The organism is Rheinheimera muenzenbergensis, from assembly GCF_036984005.1.
GTDB classification, from domain to species: domain Bacteria; phylum Pseudomonadota; class Gammaproteobacteria; order Enterobacterales; family Alteromonadaceae; genus Alishewanella; species Alishewanella muenzenbergensis.
The window spans coordinates 45135-63797 of the sequence record NZ_JALAAR010000013.1 but is presented as its reverse complement, the minus strand read 5'-3'; the positions used below and the strand labels follow the sequence as shown (position 1 = coordinate 63797).

Genomic DNA, 18663 nt, shown 5'->3' with positions numbered 1-18663 from the left:
CAACTATTTCATTTTCTTTTGCAGTTTTTGTTCAAGCGCGGCAATTTCCTGCTTGCGCCCTTCATCAGCCAACGGCCTGTCTGGCCTTGCCGGTGCCTGTTTAGCTAATTGAAGATAGCGCATTGCGCTTTTATAGTCGCGTTCTTCTGTTAAAAATTCCGCGTAAAAATAATTTGGATCAATACCTTGCGGGTTTACTTCCAACGCCTTAGTAAGCAATTGTCGGGCCTTTTTATCACTGCCAAAACCAACTGGCCAGCCGGGCACCTTGTAATACAGCACGCCCAGGCTGGTGTATGCCGAGCCTTGCAGAGCCTGCGGCGCTATACTCAGTGCCTGCTCTAAATCGGCTTTGGACTGTTTTGTCAGCGACAGAGCCCCCAGACCACCTTTAGCGCCGGCATAACTTGAGGCAATAATGCCCCGCCATATAAAAGCCTCTGCTTTATCTGCATTGTTGCTTACCACTGCATCAGCCTGCTTTAATAACTCAGCAAAGGCTTGCTCACGCTTATCTTCATCCAGTTGATAATTAATCTCTGCCCAGCGTTGCTGCAGAGGTTTTATATCCGTCAGCACATCAGCGCTGGCGATACCCTGCAACAACAGTAATGGTAACACTATAATTTTTAACGCTTTCATGGGATTGCTCCAATTTTATCTTTAGTTAACGTCTATTACTGTGCCGTTATGCTTTTGCCGCAGTAAAAAACTGTTTAATTTGTTTCAGCTTGGCGGCAAGCGCATTGTCTACTAAGCCTGGAAACAGCGCGTTTAAGCGTATAAATACCTTTTCGGCTGTGCCCAGATAACAGCGCACTGTCTTACGCTCCAGTTGCCTGATCATAGCTGCGGCTACCTGTGCCGGACTGTCGACACCTTGTCCCAGCGCTTGATTTAGCGCATCAACTGCAGCGGAATTAATGGCTGTCCTGGTGGCTCGGGGTGCCATGTAAAGCACGCTTACGCCACTATCGTTCAGTTCACGTCTAAGCGCCTCGGTAAAACCGCGTAAGCCAAACTTACTGGCACAGTAACCGGTAAAGCCGGCATAGCCGATACTGCCAAACGTCGATCCCACCATTAAAATACTGCCATGACGCATTTTAATAAGTGGCAATAGCAATTGTGTTAGCTGCATAGGAGCCAGTAAATTAGTTTGGATGAGCCTGGCATAATCCTGCTGCTCGTGAGCGGCGAATTGGCTTATGCCGGCATTGTTGATAAGTACATCTATTCCGCCAGACGCAGCGCAGTATTGATACAGTTCCTGACGGGCAACCTCATCAGTTAAGTCAGCAGCAAAGGTGCGTATACTGCCTGGCGCAGTGTCTGCAAGTTGCGCCAGAGCTTTGGCATCACGACCACTAATGAGCACTTCAGCCCCAGCCTGTAATAACTCGTTAAGCACAGCGCGACCAATGCCGCCGGTGGCACCGGTTAGCAACACCCGCTTATTTTTTAGCGAACTCATGCTGCCTGCTCCACAGTACGTAAACCATGCGGTTGTTCCAGCGAGCGGAAAATATCACCATACAAGCGATAGAACCGGTTTGCTGCATGAATAACAACGGCTTGTTCCTGTGGATCGGTAATTTGGTTCATCAGGTTTTCATAGAATTTAATATGTTCCTGATCTAACGCGCCATGCGAATTAAGATAAGTAAAGGCTTTACGCGGCAGGTTAAGTTTAGTGGCAATTTGACTGGCGGCCTGTTCAGCCAGATTTATTGAAGTGCCTTCAAGCACCAGCACCATACCAAAGAACGCCAGCGGGTTAGTTCGATTTATCGCATCATACGCGTAGGCCACCATCATTTCTGTGGCAAAAGCCGGCGTACTTTTGCGCGCCTGTTCTTTATCGTAACCACAGGCGGCAATATCATTAAGGATCCATTCCTGATGGCCCAGTTCCTCTTCGATATATTCAGCTACCGCTTCGCGCAGCCATTCCTTGTCTTCGGTTAAGCGTGCGCCTACCGCCATTAACAGCGGTACTGTGTGTTTTACATGGTGATAAGCCTGTTGTAAAAATGCCACGTAGTGATCAAGTGTAAAATCGCCGTCAAAACACCGTTTAATCATGGGTGCGCTTAACAGGTATTGCCGGGCTTCAGTGGTCGTTTCAAGCAATGTGGGATAAAAGGTCATACTGTTCTCCTGTTACAGGGACGTCTGCAGATAACTGATTCGCAAATAGCGAAATAATGTCAGCAGCATACTTTTGATTAATACTCTCGCGGCGCAGCCGGCCATTATCGGTAAGGGTGCCATCTGTGGTGGAAAAGGCCTGTTCCAGCCGCTGATAACGCACAATGCGGGCATAATCTGGCAAGTTGTCGTTCACACTGGCGATACTGGCAGCGACAGCAGCGTCACTGACAGTTGGATGGGCAAAAACCAATGCAGCACAATACGGCTCGGCGTCACCGAACACCATTGCCTGGCTTATCAGGCCGCTATCGGTCAGAGCACTTTCAACCCACTCGGGTGAAATATTGCGGCCAAAACTGTTGATCAACAGGTTTTTGCGCCGGCCTAAAATACGTAGCTCACCCTGGCTGGTAAATTCAGCTAAATCGCCGGTATAAACTTTATCTGAGGCAGAACCATCCTGGCCCAAATAGCCTAAAAACGGAGTATTAACAACCAGTTCGCCATCGATAATTTCAACGCTGCGACAGCTTAACGGCAGGCCAACAGTGTCAGAGGCCATCTTTGCCGCCGTGTCAGAAAGTGCAACCACAGAAGCACATTCACTTAATCCATAGCCCTGATACACCGGTAGATGTACACCAGCGGCCCGCTGCAACAGGGCTGGCGACACATAAGCACCGCCAACGGCAATAAACTGCAGGCTTTGCGGCGCAACCCAGCCTTGCTCAGCTGCCTGGAGTAATAATTTCAGCAGCTCTGGTACTAAAATCAGGCTTTTCGGCTGAATTGTGCTAATAAGTTGCAGTAAAGCCTGAGGCTTAACTAACCTGCTACCGGCAAAACCTCGCAGCGTGTCCGGCGCGATTATCACCTCTCCTCCGGCCAGCAAAGGTGCGTAGACACCGGCTATACTTTCCAACAAGGTTGGCAATGGCAACATACACAAATGCCGCGGAGGACCTTCGCATAACCGCTCTACTCTGGCTTTCAGCCCCAATGCCACATCCAGTTGCGCATGCAAAGATAAGCACACGCCTTTGGGCGCGCCGGTAGAACCAGAAGTAAAGGTTATTTTTTGCGTGCCCGCTGGCACAACAACTGCCGATTGCACCTGACGTTGATACAGTAATAAGCCGTCAAATTCGTCAAGCAAGCTACAAGCCGGATCCAACACTGGCGTGTCACTGAGCCAGAGATCAGGCTCTAAGCTCTTAATAACACTGTGCCGCTGCGCGTCACTTAAATAGGTTGGTAAAGCTGTTAACACCAGTCCTGCGCTCAGGCAGGCTAAATCGGCCAATACCCAGCTGATGCTGCTATCTGCTGTTATGACAACGCGCGTTGCGCCATAGCCTTGCAGTAACGTTTGCCACTGAGCGATTTTGGCTTCAATTTCAACGGCAGACAGGCTGGTATCACTGCCAGCGTCGGTCAGCCTGGCGCTTTGCGGTAACGATATTTGCATCAGACGGACTCCTTTAATGTATCGACCAGACTGTGTAACTGCGGCCAGTGACGAAAGATCAACTGTTGTAACCTGTTATCGCCATGGATACGTTCTGCAGCCTGAGGCAGCGACAAGACACAGACCTGAGGCTGCTGCAAATAGTAGCTGCCCCAATCTTTGGCTTTATCGCCAAGACGTGACGGATCGGCCTTAGCAAGCACGCTAAGTTTAAGGCCATGACGTTGCAGCATGCGTTGCAAATCAGCAGTTGCGGCGAAAACCAAATGCCGAATATTAAGCTGGTGTAATGCCTGCACTGTCAGCACAAATAATTGCATCAATGCCACTGCACTTTCTGCGTACAAATGGCCAATTTCGGCAATGTCAGCACGGCACGAAACGATACCGTGCTGCTGCAATACCCTTTCCGCAGCCGACGGCAAATATTGTTCAGTAAACAATCGGTGTTGACGTGCAAAACGAATACCCAGTGCAGCCTGAAATGCACCAGCCTGCTGCACCCCCACCAGATAAGGCATAAACTGCGACACAGTGGCCTGATAATGACGGGCAAAACCCTGGGCAATAAAGTGTTGCAGCGCTTGGCGGTTTGGATGTTGGCTATCAATAAGTTGCAACACAGCATGCAAGCTGTCTGCGGTTGCTTGCTGCGGGCTGTCAGATGCGACCGCAGCGCTGGTAAGTGCTAGGTTGGTACTGTTCATAACGGACTCCTGAATTACCGTTATAAACAGTGTGTGGTAGAAACCTTAAAGTAGTCTTAAGAATTAAAAATAATCTGCATACACTTTAGCCACCGCAAAGCAGTTGCTCTACACTGGCGATACATTGCTCCAGCCGCTGGTAATAATCAGCTGCATCGATCACCACAAAACGTTCTGTCGCAAAGCCATAATGCCGGTACAGTGCCATCAGTTTATCGAAGCTCAGCGCTCTGACTTCTGGCGTACCTAACTCACGCATACCATCAGCTACCCAGGGCACGGTGGGTTTAAGCGCTATAACCAGATCATATTTTGCCGGATCTATAAAACTCTCGACCCGGCTGGCTATCTGCCCCATAAATACATCACTGAAAAACGCTGTAACCACGGCATCGGTATCAAAAAAACAAACTTTGTTGGCACTGCGCAGCGCTTTGACATCCTGCTCGTACTGCAGGTGGGTAATGCGGTTGAAGTCTTCTAAGTCAAACAAGTCGCCGTTACCACCGACAACGTCATGCTGATAATCCCGTCCTAACTCTTCTGACCAGGAGGTGCAATATACCTTGGCCAGTTTACGGGTTAAGGTGGTTTTACCGCACGACTCGGGCCCGGTAATTAACACCTTGCGGGCAAAAAATGGCCTGGCGGCGCCGGCAATATAATCCCAATGTTTATACGGGTGCTCACGAATTTCGGTGCCGCTAATCGGCCATTGCGTGCGCTGCGGATCCAATACCTGATAATCAATGCCGGGGAAAAACTGATTGTGGCCGTCGCGGTAGCTCTCTTCACCGCCAAAAATCACACTAAAGGGCTCCGGCACCGTTTGCTTAAGCTGACAGGCGTACTCGCCCCAGCCTTGTGGAAAAGGCGGTGATGCATCATCGTTTTGCAGCAGCACTTCAATGCCCAGTCCCTGCAACTCTTGTGATAGCCAGCGCTGACGTAGCACACCGCTGATATAAGGCAGCTGTGCCTGGCGGCACAAGTCACCATCTTCTACTGTGCGCTCACTTATCACTACATAGAGTTTGTCGCACAGCGCATGCGCGCGCAGTATAGCCGTGATATGGCCGCGATGTGGTGGTAAAAACTTACCCGGAAATACCCCTGTCTTCATGTATCTGGCTCACGAAAAAATGCTGGCAATACATTACACGTCTTTTACCAGAAACACCAAGCCAGCCTGACTGACACCCAGCCATAAAAAAACCCGCTGAAAAGCGGGTTTTTTCCGATGACAGCTGAAATTACCAGCCTGTCACTTCTTTCAGTGCTTTACCGATGTCAGCTAAGCTCTTAACAGTCTTAACGCCTGCATCTTCCAGAGCAGCGAATTTCTCATCAGCAGTACCTTTACCGCCAGAGATAATGGCACCAGCGTGGCCCATACGCTTACCAGCAGGTGCAGTAACACCGGCAATGTAAGATACGACAGGCTTGGTCACGTGTTGCTTGATATAAGCAGCCGCTTCTTCTTCTGCAGAACCACCGATTTCACCGATCATAACGATGGCTTCAGTTTGTGGATCTTCCTGGAATAACTTCAGGATGTCGATGAAGTTAGAACCCGGGATTGGGTCACCACCGATACCAACACAGGTAGACTGGCCGAAACCGTAGTCAGTAGTTTGTTTTACCGCTTCATAGGTCAGAGTACCTGAACGAGACACGATACCTACTTTACCTGGCTTGTGGATGTGGCCTGGCATAATACCAATTTTACATTCGCCTGGCGTGATTACGCCTGGGCAGTTAGGGCCGATTAAGCGCACGCCTAATTCGTCACACTTAACTTTAGCGTCCAGCATATCCAGTGTAGGAATACCTTCAGTGATACAAACGATCAGCTTAATACCGCCGTTTGCCGCTTCCAGGATAGAGTCTTTACAGAACGGCGCTGGTACGTAGATTACTGATGCTTCTGCACCAGTAGCTTCTACCGCTTCTTTTACCGTGTTAAACACTGGCAGACCTAAGTGCGTTTGACCGCCTTTACCTGGCGTTACACCGCCAACCATCTTAGTACCGTAAGCAATGGCTTGCTCAGAGTGGAAAGTACCCTGTGCACCAGTGAAACCCTGACAAATTACTTTGGTATCTTTATTAATTAAAACGCTCATTGCTTACCCCTTATGCCTTTGCCGCTGCTGCAACGACTTGCTTGGCAGCGCCAGTCAGGTCTGTATCAGCGATAATGTTCAGGCCGCTTTCAGACAGCACTTTAGCACCCAGCTCTGCATTGTTACCTTGCAGACGTACAACTACTGGTACTTTAACGCCAACTTCTTTCACTGCACCAATTACGCCTTCAGCGATCATGTCACAACGCACGATACCACCGAAGATGTTGATGAATACGGCTTTAACAGCGTCATCAGACAGGATAATTTTGAATGCTTCAACAACGCGCTCTTTAGTCGCGCCGCCGCCAACGTCCAGGAAGTTAGCCGGTTGGCCACCGTGCAGTTTAACGATATCCATAGTGCCCATTGCCAGGCCTGCACCGTTAACCATACAGCCGATGTCGCCACCTAAAGCAACATAGTTCAGCTCCCATGACGCAGCGTGTGCTTCACGTGGATCTTCCTGTGATGGATCCTGCATTTCTTTCAGTTCAGGGTGACGGTATAACGCGTTACCATCGATAACCAGTTTGGCATCTAAACAGTGAAGATCGCCAGCAGGCGTGATAACCAGAGGGTTAACTTCTAACAATGCCAGATCTTTTTCCTGGAACAGTTTGGCCAGACCCATGAAGATTTTCACGAACTGGTTAACTTGCTTACCTTCCAGGCCCAGTTTAAAGGCTAACTCACGGCCCTGGAATGGCTGAGCGCCTACTAACGGGTCGATTGCTGCTTTTAAAATTTTCTCCGGTGTTTCGTGAGCAACGGTTTCAATTTCCACGCCGCCTTCAGTAGAGGCCATAAACACGATACGACGTGAAGAACGATCTACTACAGCACCTAAGTACAGCTCTTTAGCGATATCGGTACAGGTTTCTACCAGGATCCGGCTTACCGGCTGACCTTTTTCGTCTGTCTGGTACGTTACCAGGTTTTTACCAAGCCATTTTTCTGCGAAAGCTTTGATGTCTTCTTTGCTCTTAACCAGCTTTACGCCGCCCGCTTTACCGCGGCCACCAGCGTGAACCTGTGCTTTGACAACAAACATATCGCCGCCGATTATATCTGCAGCTGCTACCGCTTCTTCAACTGTAGCTGCGGCAATGCCTTTAGATACAGGCAAACCATATTGGGCAAACAGTTGCTTACCCTGATACTCGTGCAAATTCATGGCTATTTTCCGTTCATTTGAATATGGAGACTGCCCTTTTGGTACAGCCTGACTTTTGATCGGCGCATATTATAGTGCCAATCGGTTAGATAAAAAATGCTGTTGCCCTAAAACAACAGCATTTTTAGTTACTATTTTTGGATAATTAGATATCCAGCAGAATACGGGTTGGATCTTCCAGCAATTCTTTAATGGTTACCAGGAAACCGACAGACTCTTTACCATCGATGATACGGTGGTCATAAGACAGTGCCAGATACATCATTGGCAGAATTTCCATTTTGCCATCGACAACCATCACGCGATCCTGGATTTTATGCATACCCAAAATAGCTGACTGTGGTGGGTTGATAATAGGTGTAGACATTAACGAGCCAAACACGCCACCGTTGGTAATAGTGAAGTTACCACCGGTTAAGTCGTCCATCGCCAGCTTGCCATCACGACCTTTAAGCGCTAAGTCTTTAATCGCTTTTTCAATTTCAGCCAGGTTCATTTTGTCACAGTCACGCAGTACTGGTGTCACCAGGCCACGTGGCGTTGAAACCGCAATGCTGACATCGAAGTAGTTGTGGTACACGATATCATCGCCATCAATAGCCGCATTCACTTCCGGGAAACGCTTCAGTGCTTCAGTTACCGCTTTAACATAGAACGACATAAAGCCTAAACGGATACCGTGACGTTTTTCAAACACGTCCTGATATTGCTTGCGCAGATCCATAATCGGCTTCATGTTTACTTCGTTAAACGTCGTTAACATGGCAGTAGAGTTTTTCGCTTCCAGCAAACGGTTAGCAATAGTTTTACGCAGACGTGTCATAGGCACACGTTTTTGGCTGCGATCACCCGCTACTGCAGCAACCGGGGCTGCAGCAGGTGCAGCGGCTTTAGCAGGTGCGCCAGCGACAAATTTCTCAACGTCTTCTTTGGTAACACGGCCATTTTTGCCGCTACCTTTAATTTTGCTGGCATCCAGGCCTTTTTCCGCGATCATACGACGTACTGACGGGCTTAAGGCGTCATCATTGCTGTCGTCAGCGGCAGCTGGTGCGGCTTCAGCTTTGGCAGGTGCGTCATCTTTTTTCGCTGCTGGCGCGCCGCCGGCTTCCATCTTACCAATAACTTCTTCTGCCGTTACTGTAGCGCCGGTATCGTGAATGATCTCGCCCATAACGCCATCGGCCTGAGCAACCACTTCAAGTACCACTTTGTCGGTTTCAATATCAACTAATACCTGATCACGTGATACGGCTTCGCCTGTTTTTACGTGCCAGGTGGCGATGGTTGCATCTGCAACGGATTCTGGAAGTACGGGTACTTTAATTTCCACTTTTTCACCTTTTAGCGGTTAGTCTTATTTCGTTCAGCCGGTGCCTTTGCAGGCACCGGACCATCAATTATTTTAGTGTCAGGGCGTCGTTTACCAGCGCCTGTTGCTGCTTGTTGTGCACAGACAGGTAACCTACTGCCGGAGACGATGACGCATCACGGCCTGAGTAGGTCAGGTAGCCGGCCTTAGGTATTGCCGCACGGAAATGGTGCTGGCTGCAGTACCAGGCGCCCTGATTTTGTGGCTCTTCCTGACACCAGACAAAGTCAGTTACGTGTTGATACTGGCTTAATACTTCAGCAAGTTCATCATGCGGGAACGGATATAGCTGTTCTACCCGCACTATAGCGACATCATTCTGTTCACGCTTACGGCGCTCTTCCAACAACTCGTAGTACACCTTGCCACTACAGAACACCACTCGCTTGACGTTTTCCGGTTTGATATCGTCTATCTCACCAATAACGTTATGGAACTTGCCACTGGCCAGCTCTTCCAAAGTAGATGTTGCCAGCGGGTGGCGTAACAGGGATTTAGGCGACATCACAATCAAAGGCCGACGCATTGGCCGCACCATCTGCCGGCGCAGCATGTTAAATACCTGCGCTGGTGTAGTCGGCACACACACTTGCATGTTGTGATCAGCACACAGTTGCAGGAACCGCTCTAACCGGGCTGATGAGTGCTCTGGCCCCTGACCTTCATAACCGTGCGGCAGTAACAACGTTAAGCCACACAGACGGCCCCATTTTTGCTCGCCTGAACTTAGGAACTGGTCTATCACCACCTGAGCGCCGTTGGCGAAGTCGCCAAACTGGCCTTCCCAAATTACCATGGCACGTGGCTCAGCCGTAGCATAACCATATTCAAATGCCATAACCGCTTCTTCAGACAGGGCAGAATCATATACCTGGAACGGCCCTTGCTGGTCACTGATATGCTCAAGCGGCGTATAGGTGCTGCCGTCGGCCTGGTTATGTAACACAGCATGACGGTGGAAGAAGGTACCACGACCTGAATCCTGGCCGACAATACGAATACGGCTACCATCGGCTACCGTAGCAGCATAGGCCAGTATTTCAGCAAAGCCCCAGTCGATTTTCTTTTCACCGGCTAACATTAAACCGCGGTCTTCGTATACTTTGCCTACCTGACGCTGCAGCGCATGCGACTCTGGAATATGGGTAGCTTTTTTACCCAGTTCAACCAGTTTTTCTACCGACATGCTGGCGTCGTAGGTTGCGTCCCAGTCGTGACCAATAAACGGCGTCCAGTCTACCGACGATTCGGCCATCGGGCGCCATTCTTCAACCACGCAGTCGCCTTTGTCCAGCGCGTCACGATATTGTGCAATTAACTGATCAATTTGCTCTTTGCTGAACAAACCTTCGGCAATCAACTTCTGCGCATATAATTCACGCGGCGTTGGGTGCTTTTTAATTTTCTGATACATCAGCGGCTGGGTTGCATTTGGCTCATCCGCTTCGTTATGGCCGTTACGGCGATAACATACCAGGTCAATCACTACATCGCGTTTAAAGGTGTTACGGTAATCTACCGCCAGCTGAGCAACAAACACTACAGCTTCAGGATCATCACCATTTACGTGGAATATTGGCGCCTGCACCATCTTGGCGATATCGGTACAGTATTCTGTTGAGCGGGTATCTTCCGGATTAGACGTAGTAAAACCAACCTGATTGTTGATCACTAAGCGGATAGTGCCGCCCACTTTAAAGGCGCGGGTTTGTGAAATGTTAAAGGTTTCCGCTACCACACCCTGACCGGCAAAGGCCGAATCACCATGAATAGTAATAGGTAAGGCTAATGAACCATCGGTACAACCACGACGATCCAACCGGGCCCGTACTGAACCTATCACCACCGGGTTGACTATTTCCAGGTGCGAAGGGTTAAACGCCAGCGCTAAGTGAACATTGCCACCTTTGGTTTCAAAATCTGATGAGAAACCCATATGGTATTTTACGTCGCCGGCACCAACCACTTCATACTTACCGGCAAACTCATCAAATAGTTTTGACGGGTTTTTACCCAATACGTTGATCAGCGTGTTTAAGCGGCCACGGTGCGCCATACCGATAACACAATCTTTAGCGCCCTGTTCGCCGGCACGGTGGATCATGGCCTTAAGCATTGGCACCATGGCATCGCCGCCTTCCAGACCGAAGCGCTTAGCGCCAGGGAACTTGGATGACAGGTATTTTTCTAAACCGTCTGCAGCAACCAAGCCGTTTAAAATGCTGGTTTTAACGGTTTTGTCATAAGAAGGTGCAGATTGAATAGACTCCAGCCGTTGCTGGATCCAGCGTTTCTCATCGGTAGAGACAATATGCATGTACTCAGCACCGATAGAACCACAATAAGTCTTTTCCAGTGCCTTGTGTAATTCACCCAGTTTCATCGTTTCTTTGCCGATAGCAAAAGAACCGATATTAAACTCGGTGTCATAATCTGTTTCAGATAAGTCGTGATAAGACAGCTCTAAGTCGCGCACCCGGGCTCGCTTCCATAAACCTAACGGGTCTAGGTTAGCCTGCTGATGGCCGCGAAAACGGTAAGAGTTAATCAGCTGCAACACCTTGACCTGACGACTGTCGGCAGCCGCACCGCTATTTACCACCACGACTTCGCGGTGTTTATTGCGGGCCAAATCGGCAAATTGTTGCCTGACATCAGCATGACGAACTTCCAAGTCAACACCGTCGATCTTGGGCAGTTTAGAGAAAAATTCACGCCATTCATCGCTGACGCTGGTAGGTTCAGCTAAGTAGGATTCATAGAGCTCATCGACGTAGGCCATATTGCCACCGCCAAGATGAGAAGACTCTAACCACGCCTTCATTACACCTTCGTGCATTTAGTTTCCCTTAATTTCCGCGCACCTGGAAAAAGTAGCAAAAAAACCGCCGCTTAACAAACGGTGGTTTTTTGTTCAGATACCAAAAAAGGGCGCATTACAGCGCCCGGTTTAACAACATTGATTTAATTTCACCAATTGCCTTGGTAGGGTTAAGCCCTTTTGGACATACGTTAACGCAGTTCATAATGCCATGGCAGCGGAATACGCTGAATGCATCATCTAAATCGTTTAAACGCTGCTCGGTGGCGGTATCACGGCTATCGGCTAAAAAGCGGTAAGCGTGTAATAAACCGGCCGGGCCGATAAATTTATCCGGGTTCCACCAGAATGACGGGCATGAGGTTGAACAACAGGCACACAGAATACACTCGTACAAACCATCCAGCTTGGCGCGCTCCTCAGGCGACTGCAAAAACTCACCGGCTGGCGGTAATTTACTGTCGTTAATCAGGTACGGCTTCACTTTTTCGTACTGGGTATAGAACTGGCTCATGTCAACCACCAGGTCGCGTACTACCGGTAAACCCGGTAGCGGACGTATCACAATTTTACCGCCTTTTAAGCCTGCGGCTGATAAAGGTGTGATACAGGCCAGGCCGTTTTTACCGTTAATGTTCAAACCATCTGAACCGCAAACACCTTCACGGCAGCTGCGACGGAAAGATAAACCCGGATCCTGCTCTTTTAACTTAATCAGCGCGTCCAGCACCATCATGTCCCGGCCTTCCGGGTTATCCAGGGTGTAATCCTGCATGCGCGGCGCTTTGTCGACATCAGGGTTGTAACGATAGACTGAGAATACCAACTTCTTCATCGCTGAGCCCTCTTAATATGTACGTGCTTTAGGCGCAAAAGCTTCACGGAACTTAGGTTCCAGGTTCACTTTACGCTTAAACATTGATTCGGTTTCCGGCGTGTAGACGCTGTGGCATAACCAGTTTTCGTCATCACGGTCCGGGAAGTCAAAGCGGGCGTGCGCACCGCGGCTTTCAGTACGGAAGTTAGCAGCAACTGCTGTTGAAAACGCCGTTTCCATCAGGTTGTCCAACTCTAAACATTCAATACGTGCGGTATTAAAGTCTGAGCTCTTGTCATCCAGACGGGCAAACTTTAACCGTTCGCGAATTTCTTTTAACTCTGCCAGACCTTCAGCCATGGCAGCACCTTCGCGGAATACCGAGAAGTTTAACTGCATACATTTTTGCAGGTCTTTCTTAATTTGTACCGGATCTTCACCCTGACCTGGCTTGGTATCTTCCCAGCGCTGCGTACGCGCCAAGGCAGCGTCCAAATCAGACTGCGAAGCTGCGCGGCCTTCAGTGGTAGAGGCTAAGGCTTCACCTAAATGCAAGCCGGTAGCACGGCCAAATACCACTAAGTCTAACAATGAGTTACCGCCTAAACGGTTAGCACCGTGTACCGATACACAAGCGATTTCGCCACAAGCGAACAGGCCCGGCACTATGGCTTCTGAACCATCAGCTTTAGGTGAAATAACCTGACCGTGCACGTTGGTAGGAATACCACCCATCATATAGTGACAGGTTGGAATAACCGGAATTGGCTCTTTTACCGGGTCAACGTGGGCAAAAGTCTTAGACAGTTCACAGACGCCAGGTAAGCGGCTTTCTAAAACTTCGGCACCTAAGTGGTCCAGTTTCAGTTTAATGTGCACGCCCCAAGGACCGTCACAGCCACGACCTTCACGAATTTCCGTCATCATTGAACGGGCTACTACGTCACGGCCGGCCAAATCTTTGGCGTTGGGTGCATAACGCTCCATAAAGCGCTCACCGTCTTTATTTAACAGGTAACCACCTTCACCACGACAACCTTCAGTCACCAGCGTACCTGCACCGGCGATACCGGTTGGGTGGAATTGCCACATTTCCATATCCTGCAGTGGCACACCAGCGCGCAGCGCCATACCTACACCGTCACCGGTGTTGATGTGGGCATTAGTGGTAGAAGCATAAATACGACCAGCACCGCCGGTCGCTAACACTGTCGCTTTTGCCTTGAAATACACAATTTCGCCGCTTTCAATGTCAATGGCAGTACAACCTACGACAGCACCGTCCTGGTTTTTAACCAAATCCAGCGCATACCACTCAGAAAATACCTGCGTTTTATTTTTTACGTTTTGCTGATACAGCAAGTGTAGCAACGCATGGCCGGTACGGTCGGCAGCTGCCGCAGTACGCGCGGCCTGCTCGCCGCCGAAGTTTTTCGACTGACCACCAAACGGACGCTGATAGACGCGGCCATTTTCAAACCGGGAGAAAGGTAAACCCATGTTCTCAAGTTCAGTAATGGCTTCAGGGCCGGTTTTACACATGTATTCGATAGCGTCCTGGTCACCGATGTAATCAGAGCCTTTAACCGTATCAAACATGTGCCATTCCCAGTTATCCGGGTGGCTGTTACCTAAGGCTACTGTGATACCACCCTGAGCCGACACGGTGTGAGACCGGGTTGGGAACACTTTTGATAATAAGGCACAGGTTAAACCTGACTGGGTAATTTGCAGTGCTGCACGCATGCCCGCACCACCGGCGCCAATAACGATGGCGTCAAACTCTCTTACTGGAATAGTCACTTAAGCACCCCACAGAACAAACAGGCCAACCGCTACATAAGCGAATGCCAGTGCATAAAGGAAGAATTGTAATACTGCGCGCAGTGCCGCTGATTTAATGTAATCAGTCAGCACCTGCCACAAACCAATGCGGGTGTGCACGGCAATTGACACTAACGCTAACAAGGTAAACACTTTTACCAAAATGTTGGCAAACAACGCCTGCCAAACCTCAAAGGTGACTTCTGGTGTAATAATGAAGAACCCCAGAATAAATACACTGTACAGCGCCAGCACTATGGCTGTTGCGCGCAATGATACATAATCCTGTACGCCATCGCGTTTCAGGCTTGCCTGATTCAGAACCATATCCATACTCCTGCTAAAACTGCTAATACTAGCCACAGCGCAATAGTGACTTTGGCACTTAAGTTACCTGATTTCAGCTCTTCCCAATGCCCCATATCCATGATCAGATGACGGATGCCGCCAACTAAGTGATAGATAAGAACAGTGATAGTGCCCCAGGCAATAAATTTAGCCAGGTGTGATGTCATCAGGGTTTTGACAAAATCAAAACTCTGCTGGTCCTGTAACGAATATGCCCAGGCCCAGATAACAAATACCAATGCAAAAAACAGTGCCACACCGGTAACACGATGCAGTATTGACGCTATGGCAGGTGCCGGAAACGATATGGTAGAAAGGTCGAGATTTACTGGTCTTTGTTTTTTCACAGTGCTTGCCCATCGATGCCCATAATCGAGCTATTGTTGTCATTGTCGTTGTCATTGCTGTATAAACAGTCAACACCCAAAACCAATACACCTTTATACTAGAGCTGGATCAGTGCTGCCAGATCAGCAAAAAGCGCTTGCTGAGTGAACTGTTTAAAAACCGCAATAGTATATATTTCACAACTGGCTATTACAATTTTTGTTTGGTTTTACTCGAAAAAATCCGTATCTGGAACATTACACACTTTGCACATTAGAGCAATAATACTAGAGTCGAATACTTATTGAGCAGAAACGCATTAAAATTGACTTTATAGGGTCGTTTGTAGGTAGAATAGCGACCAATTTGCTAAATTCCTTTAACCCGATACTACAACAACAGGAGAAATCCAATGGCAGATAAAAAGGCCGTCGTGCAGGTCGATGGAAAATCGTTTGAGTTGCCAATCTACTCTGGCACTGCCGGCACTGACGTAATTGATGTTCGCGCCTTGGGTCAGCATGGCTATTTCACGTTCGATCCGGGTTTTATGTCTACCGGCTCGTGCGAGTCGAAAATTACCTATATTGATGGCGATAACGGCGTGTTGTTACACCGTGGTTATCCTATTGAGCAACTGGCAGATCATTCAGACTACCTTGAACTGTGCTACCTGTTACTGGAAGGTGAACTACCGCAGGCTGAGCAATATAACCAGTTTAAGAACACCATCACGCGCCACACTATGGTGCATGAAAAAATTGCCTCTTTCTTCCAGGGTTTCCGTGTAGACGCCCACCCTATGGCTATGCTGTGTGGTGTTGTTGGTGCTTTGTCGTCGTTTTATCACTCAGATTTAGATATCAATGACCCACAACAGCGTAAGCGTAGCGCACATCGCTTAATTGCTAAGTTACCAACCATTTCGGCCATGGCATACAAGTACACTGTCGGTCAGCCGTTTGTTTATCCGCGTAACGACTTAAGCTATTCAGCCAACTTCCTGCATATGATGTTTTCTGTGCCGGCTGAAGATTATGTGGTCAGCCCGGTTCTGGCAAAAGCCATGGATCGGATCTTTATGCTGCACGCCGATCACGAGCAAAACGCGTCAACCTCTACCGTACGTTTAGCCGGTTCTTCTGGTGCCAACCCTTATGCGTGTATTGCAGCTGGCGTAGCGTCACTGTGGGGCCCGGCACATGGTGGCGCCAATGAAGCCTGTTTGAAAATGTTACAGCAAATTGGCTCAGTTGATCGCATTCCTGAATTTGTTGCCCGTGCTAAAGACAAAAATGACAGTTTCCGTCTGATGGGCTTTGGCCACCGCGTGTACAAAAACTTTGACCCACGCGCCAAAGTTATGCGCGATACCTGCCATGAAGTGTTAAAAGAGCTTAACATCAAGGATCCGCTGTTAGATGTTGCTATGGAATTAGAACGTATTGCCTTGTCTGATCCCTACTTCATCGAGAAAAAGCTGTACCCGAATGTCGATTTCTACAGTGGCATTATCTTAAAAGCCATTGGCATTCCAACCAGCATGTTTACGGTGATTTTTGCTATGTCACGCACTGTAGGCTGGATTTCTCACTGGGACGAAATGCTGGGCGAAAAAGGCCACAAAATCGGCCGTCCGCGTCAGCTGTACACCGGCTACACAGCCCGTGACTTTACTCCGCTGAACAAGCGATAATCTCAGCACAGTTTAAAAAGCGGCTACGGCCGCTTTTTTGTTGGCTGCAAACGGGGATCTGATTTGCGCCAGGCCGCGAAAAAAGGCAAAATCGCGCCAACTTCATCAGGATCCAAGCCTCTATGCCCGGTTTCGACGTACAGCAATTTCGCCAGCAATTCGCTTTTTTTCAGCACCATCCTGATTGGGTGTATCTGGACAATGCCGCCACCATGCATAAACCGCAGGCGGTAGTGCAAGCCGAGCTTGAGTTTTATCAGATCAGCAATAGTAATGTGCACCGCGGCGCGCATCAGTTAAGCCAACAGGCCACGGCGTTGTTTGAACAGGCACGCAGCAGCATAGCCAGCTATCTTAATGCCGCCCGGGTACATGAAGTTATCTTTACCAGCGGCGCTACCGCAGCGTTAAATCAAATCGCCTTTGGCTTAATGCACACTCTGCTGCAGCCTGGCGATCGCATCTTGCTGACGCAACTGGAGCATCATGCCAATATTGTGCCCTGGCAGCTACACTGCCAGCGACACGGTGTCATTATTGATGTGGTGCCGTTAACCCCGGACCACAGCCTGGATTTGCAAGCCTACCAGGACTTACTGGCTCTTGGCCCTAAGGTCGTCAGTTTTAGTCATATTTCCAATGTGTTAGGCCACATTCAGCCGGTAGCACAAATGGTAGCGTTGGCTAAAGCCGCAGGAGCCGTTACTGTCATTGATGGCGCTCAGGGCGTAGTGTATCAACAACCCGATATGCAACAACTGGACTGTGACTTTTATGTCTTTTCCGGTCATAAATTATATGGCCCTACCGGCATTGGTGTGCTGTATGGCAAAACCAGCGCTCTGCAGCTGCTGACGCCTTTACTTGGTGGCGGTGAAATGATTGAACAGGTCAGCTTTGTTAACACAACCTTTAACAAGCTACCGTTTCGGTTAGAGGCCGGCACCCCCAATATTGCCGGTGCAGTTGGCCTGGCAGCGGCCATACACTGGCTGCAAAAATTTAACAATAAACAGCTTCAGCAGCATAAAGCCGAACTACTACGCGAATTTTATCAGGGACTTAGCCACATAAAAGCCGTAGATATTTTATCTTCTCCTGTGCATAATGCAGGCATAGTGGCATTAAATGTTGACACTGAGCACCCTGCTGATGTAGCAGTATTACTCAATCAACAACAGGTAGCGGTACGCGCGGGCCAGCATTGTGCCATGCCATTGTTTAGCAGTTTGCAACTGCCAGGAGCGGTCAGGTTTTCCTTTGCCGCTTACAATACGCTGGATGACGTTAACCGTAGCCTGTTGGCATTAGAGCAGGCCATTGAGATCTTAACTGCATGACTTTAGAACAATTATTAGCAGATACTTTCCCCGTTTTGCAGGATATCCAGCAAACGGATTTAGCCCAGCTGCAACAAGAAAAAGACTGGCAGAGTAAATATCGGATCTTAATGCAGCTGGGTAAAAAACTACCGCCGGTACCAGAAAAAATGAAACAGCCGCATTTGCTGGTAAAAGGCTGTGAAAGCCGGGCCTGGCTAATGCATTATCACGACAAGGTCGCGGATAAACATTTTTTTGTATTGGACAGTGACGCCCGTATTGTTAAAGGCTTAATGGCCATAATGCTGTGCCTGGTTAATGGCATGTCCAGTACTGAGCTGGCAAAGTTTGATCTGTGCCATAAATTTGACCAGCTGAATTTAAAACCCTATTTAAGCCAGTCCCGTGGCAACGGTTTAACCGCTATGGCAGAGCGCATTAAAGCCTGCTGCTAAGCTGCCACTGTGCACCTTGAGTTCGGGCAAAAAGCACGGGCAACGTAAC

The 18663-nt window shown here is 49.0% G+C and carries 17 protein-coding genes; 3 read left to right on the top strand and 14 right to left on the bottom strand.

Annotation, left to right across the window (positions count from 1 at the left end):
• Positions 1-3: 3 nt before the first annotated feature.
• The 14 genes from MN202_RS14870 to sdhC form a co-directional block, all read right to left on the bottom strand.
• Entirely contained in the window at positions 4-642 is a 639-nt protein-coding gene (locus MN202_RS14870) for a tetratricopeptide repeat protein (RefSeq protein ID WP_335736925.1), read from the bottom strand.
• Between the two features lie 46 nt (positions 643-688).
• Positions 689-1474, bottom strand: a complete 786-nt coding sequence (locus MN202_RS14865; RefSeq protein WP_335736924.1) for an SDR family oxidoreductase — start codon at positions 1472-1474, stop codon at positions 689-691.
• Positions 1471-2151: a TenA family transcriptional regulator gene (locus MN202_RS14860; protein ID WP_335736923.1), complete on the bottom strand. Its 681-nt coding sequence runs from the start codon at positions 2149-2151 to the stop codon at positions 1471-1473. Before MN202_RS14860 ends, MN202_RS14865 begins: the two co-directional genes overlap by 4 nt.
• Positions 2126-3622, bottom strand: a complete 1497-nt coding sequence (locus tag MN202_RS14855) for an AMP-binding protein (RefSeq protein ID WP_335736922.1) — start codon at positions 3620-3622, stop codon at positions 2126-2128. Before MN202_RS14855 ends, MN202_RS14860 begins: the two co-directional genes overlap by 26 nt.
• Positions 3622-4329 (bottom strand): thermostable hemolysin, encoded by a 708-nt coding sequence (locus tag MN202_RS14850; protein WP_335736921.1) that lies wholly within the window; start codon positions 4327-4329, stop codon positions 3622-3624. Before MN202_RS14850 ends, MN202_RS14855 begins: the two co-directional genes overlap by 1 nt.
• 85 nt (positions 4330-4414) lie before the next feature.
• Positions 4415-5452, bottom strand: a complete 1038-nt coding sequence (nadR, locus tag MN202_RS14845; RefSeq protein ID WP_335736920.1) for a multifunctional transcriptional regulator/nicotinamide-nucleotide adenylyltransferase/ribosylnicotinamide kinase NadR — start codon at positions 5450-5452, stop codon at positions 4415-4417.
• Between the two features lie 130 nt (positions 5453-5582).
• Positions 5583-6455 (bottom strand): succinate--CoA ligase subunit alpha, encoded by an 873-nt coding sequence (gene sucD / locus MN202_RS14840; RefSeq protein WP_335736919.1) that lies wholly within the window; start codon positions 6453-6455, stop codon positions 5583-5585.
• 10 nt (positions 6456-6465) lie between these two features.
• On the bottom strand, positions 6466-7632 hold the full coding sequence (sucC, locus tag MN202_RS14835; protein WP_335736918.1) for an ADP-forming succinate--CoA ligase subunit beta: 1167 nt from the start codon (positions 7630-7632) through the stop codon (positions 6466-6468).
• Positions 7633-7777: 145 nt separating this feature from the next.
• The gene (gene odhB, locus MN202_RS14830; RefSeq protein ID WP_335736917.1) at positions 7778-8965 is read right to left on the bottom strand and encodes a 2-oxoglutarate dehydrogenase complex dihydrolipoyllysine-residue succinyltransferase; all 1188 of its coding nucleotides are present in this window, start codon (positions 8963-8965) and stop codon (positions 7778-7780) included.
• A gap of 67 nt (positions 8966-9032) precedes the next feature.
• On the bottom strand, positions 9033-11843 hold the full coding sequence (gene sucA, locus MN202_RS14825; RefSeq protein ID WP_335736916.1) for a 2-oxoglutarate dehydrogenase E1 component: 2811 nt from the start codon (positions 11841-11843) through the stop codon (positions 9033-9035).
• 97 nt (positions 11844-11940) lie between these two features.
• Positions 11941-12660 (bottom strand): succinate dehydrogenase iron-sulfur subunit, encoded by a 720-nt coding sequence (locus tag MN202_RS14820; protein WP_335736915.1) that lies wholly within the window; start codon positions 12658-12660, stop codon positions 11941-11943.
• Positions 12661-12672: 12 nt separating this feature from the next.
• The gene (sdhA, locus tag MN202_RS14815) at positions 12673-14445 is read right to left on the bottom strand and encodes a succinate dehydrogenase flavoprotein subunit (RefSeq protein WP_335736914.1); all 1773 of its coding nucleotides are present in this window, start codon (positions 14443-14445) and stop codon (positions 12673-12675) included.
• Positions 14446-14793 carry a succinate dehydrogenase, hydrophobic membrane anchor protein gene (sdhD, locus tag MN202_RS14810; RefSeq protein WP_335736913.1) on the bottom strand — a complete coding sequence of 116 codons (348 nt, stop codon included), beginning with the start codon at positions 14791-14793 and terminating at the stop codon, positions 14446-14448.
• Entirely contained in the window at positions 14784-15161 is a 378-nt protein-coding gene (sdhC, locus tag MN202_RS14805) for a succinate dehydrogenase, cytochrome b556 subunit (RefSeq protein WP_335736912.1), read from the bottom strand. The genes sdhD and sdhC overlap by 10 nt, the downstream gene beginning before the upstream one ends.
• Before the next feature lie 392 nt (positions 15162-15553).
• Between sdhC and MN202_RS14800 the strand changes: the two genes are divergently transcribed.
• From MN202_RS14800 to MN202_RS14790, 3 genes are all read left to right on the top strand, one after another.
• A complete protein-coding gene (locus tag MN202_RS14800; RefSeq protein WP_335736911.1) occupies positions 15554-16837 on the top strand; it encodes a citrate synthase in 1284 nt (427 codons plus the stop codon).
• 122 nt (positions 16838-16959) lie between these two features.
• The gene (locus tag MN202_RS14795; protein WP_335736910.1) at positions 16960-18177 is read left to right on the top strand and encodes an aminotransferase class V-fold PLP-dependent enzyme; all 1218 of its coding nucleotides are present in this window, start codon (positions 16960-16962) and stop codon (positions 18175-18177) included.
• Entirely contained in the window at positions 18174-18614 is a 441-nt protein-coding gene (locus tag MN202_RS14790) for a SufE family protein (protein ID WP_335736909.1), read from the top strand. Before MN202_RS14795 ends, MN202_RS14790 begins: the two co-directional genes overlap by 4 nt.
• The last annotated feature ends 49 nt before the right edge of the window (positions 18615-18663 follow it).

Excerpts from the sequence above, each read along its gene's own strand:
- MN202_RS14800 (WP_335736911.1), top strand. The coding sequence starts at position 15,554 with ATGGCAGATAAAAAGGCCGTCGTGCAGGTCGATGGAAAATCGTTTGAG.
- sdhD (WP_335736913.1), bottom strand. The coding sequence starts at position 14,793 with ATGGTTCTGAATCAGGCAAGCCTGAAACGCGATGGCGTACAGGATTAT.
- nadR (WP_335736920.1), bottom strand. The coding sequence starts at position 5,452 with ATGAAGACAGGGGTATTTCCGGGTAAGTTTTTACCACCACATCGCGGC.
- sucD (WP_335736919.1), bottom strand. The coding sequence starts at position 6,455 with ATGAGCGTTTTAATTAATAAAGATACCAAAGTAATTTGTCAGGGTTTC.
- MN202_RS14865 (WP_335736924.1), bottom strand. The coding sequence starts at position 1,474 with ATGAGTTCGCTAAAAAATAAGCGGGTGTTGCTAACCGGTGCCACCGGC.
- MN202_RS14790 (WP_335736909.1), top strand. The coding sequence starts at position 18,174 with ATGACTTTAGAACAATTATTAGCAGATACTTTCCCCGTTTTGCAGGAT.
- MN202_RS14820 (WP_335736915.1), bottom strand. The coding sequence starts at position 12,660 with ATGAAGAAGTTGGTATTCTCAGTCTATCGTTACAACCCTGATGTCGAC.
- MN202_RS14870 (WP_335736925.1), bottom strand. The coding sequence starts at position 642 with ATGAAAGCGTTAAAAATTATAGTGTTACCATTACTGTTGTTGCAGGGT.
- MN202_RS14860 (WP_335736923.1), bottom strand. The coding sequence starts at position 2,151 with ATGACCTTTTATCCCACATTGCTTGAAACGACCACTGAAGCCCGGCAA.
- MN202_RS14795 (WP_335736910.1), top strand. The coding sequence starts at position 16,960 with ATGCCCGGTTTCGACGTACAGCAATTTCGCCAGCAATTCGCTTTTTTT.
- sucC (WP_335736918.1), bottom strand. The coding sequence starts at position 7,632 with ATGAATTTGCACGAGTATCAGGGTAAGCAACTGTTTGCCCAATATGGT.
- MN202_RS14850 (WP_335736921.1), bottom strand. The coding sequence starts at position 4,329 with ATGAACAGTACCAACCTAGCACTTACCAGCGCTGCGGTCGCATCTGAC.
- sucA (WP_335736916.1), bottom strand. The coding sequence starts at position 11,843 with ATGCACGAAGGTGTAATGAAGGCGTGGTTAGAGTCTTCTCATCTTGGC.
- MN202_RS14855 (WP_335736922.1), bottom strand. The coding sequence starts at position 3,622 with ATGCAAATATCGTTACCGCAAAGCGCCAGGCTGACCGACGCTGGCAGT.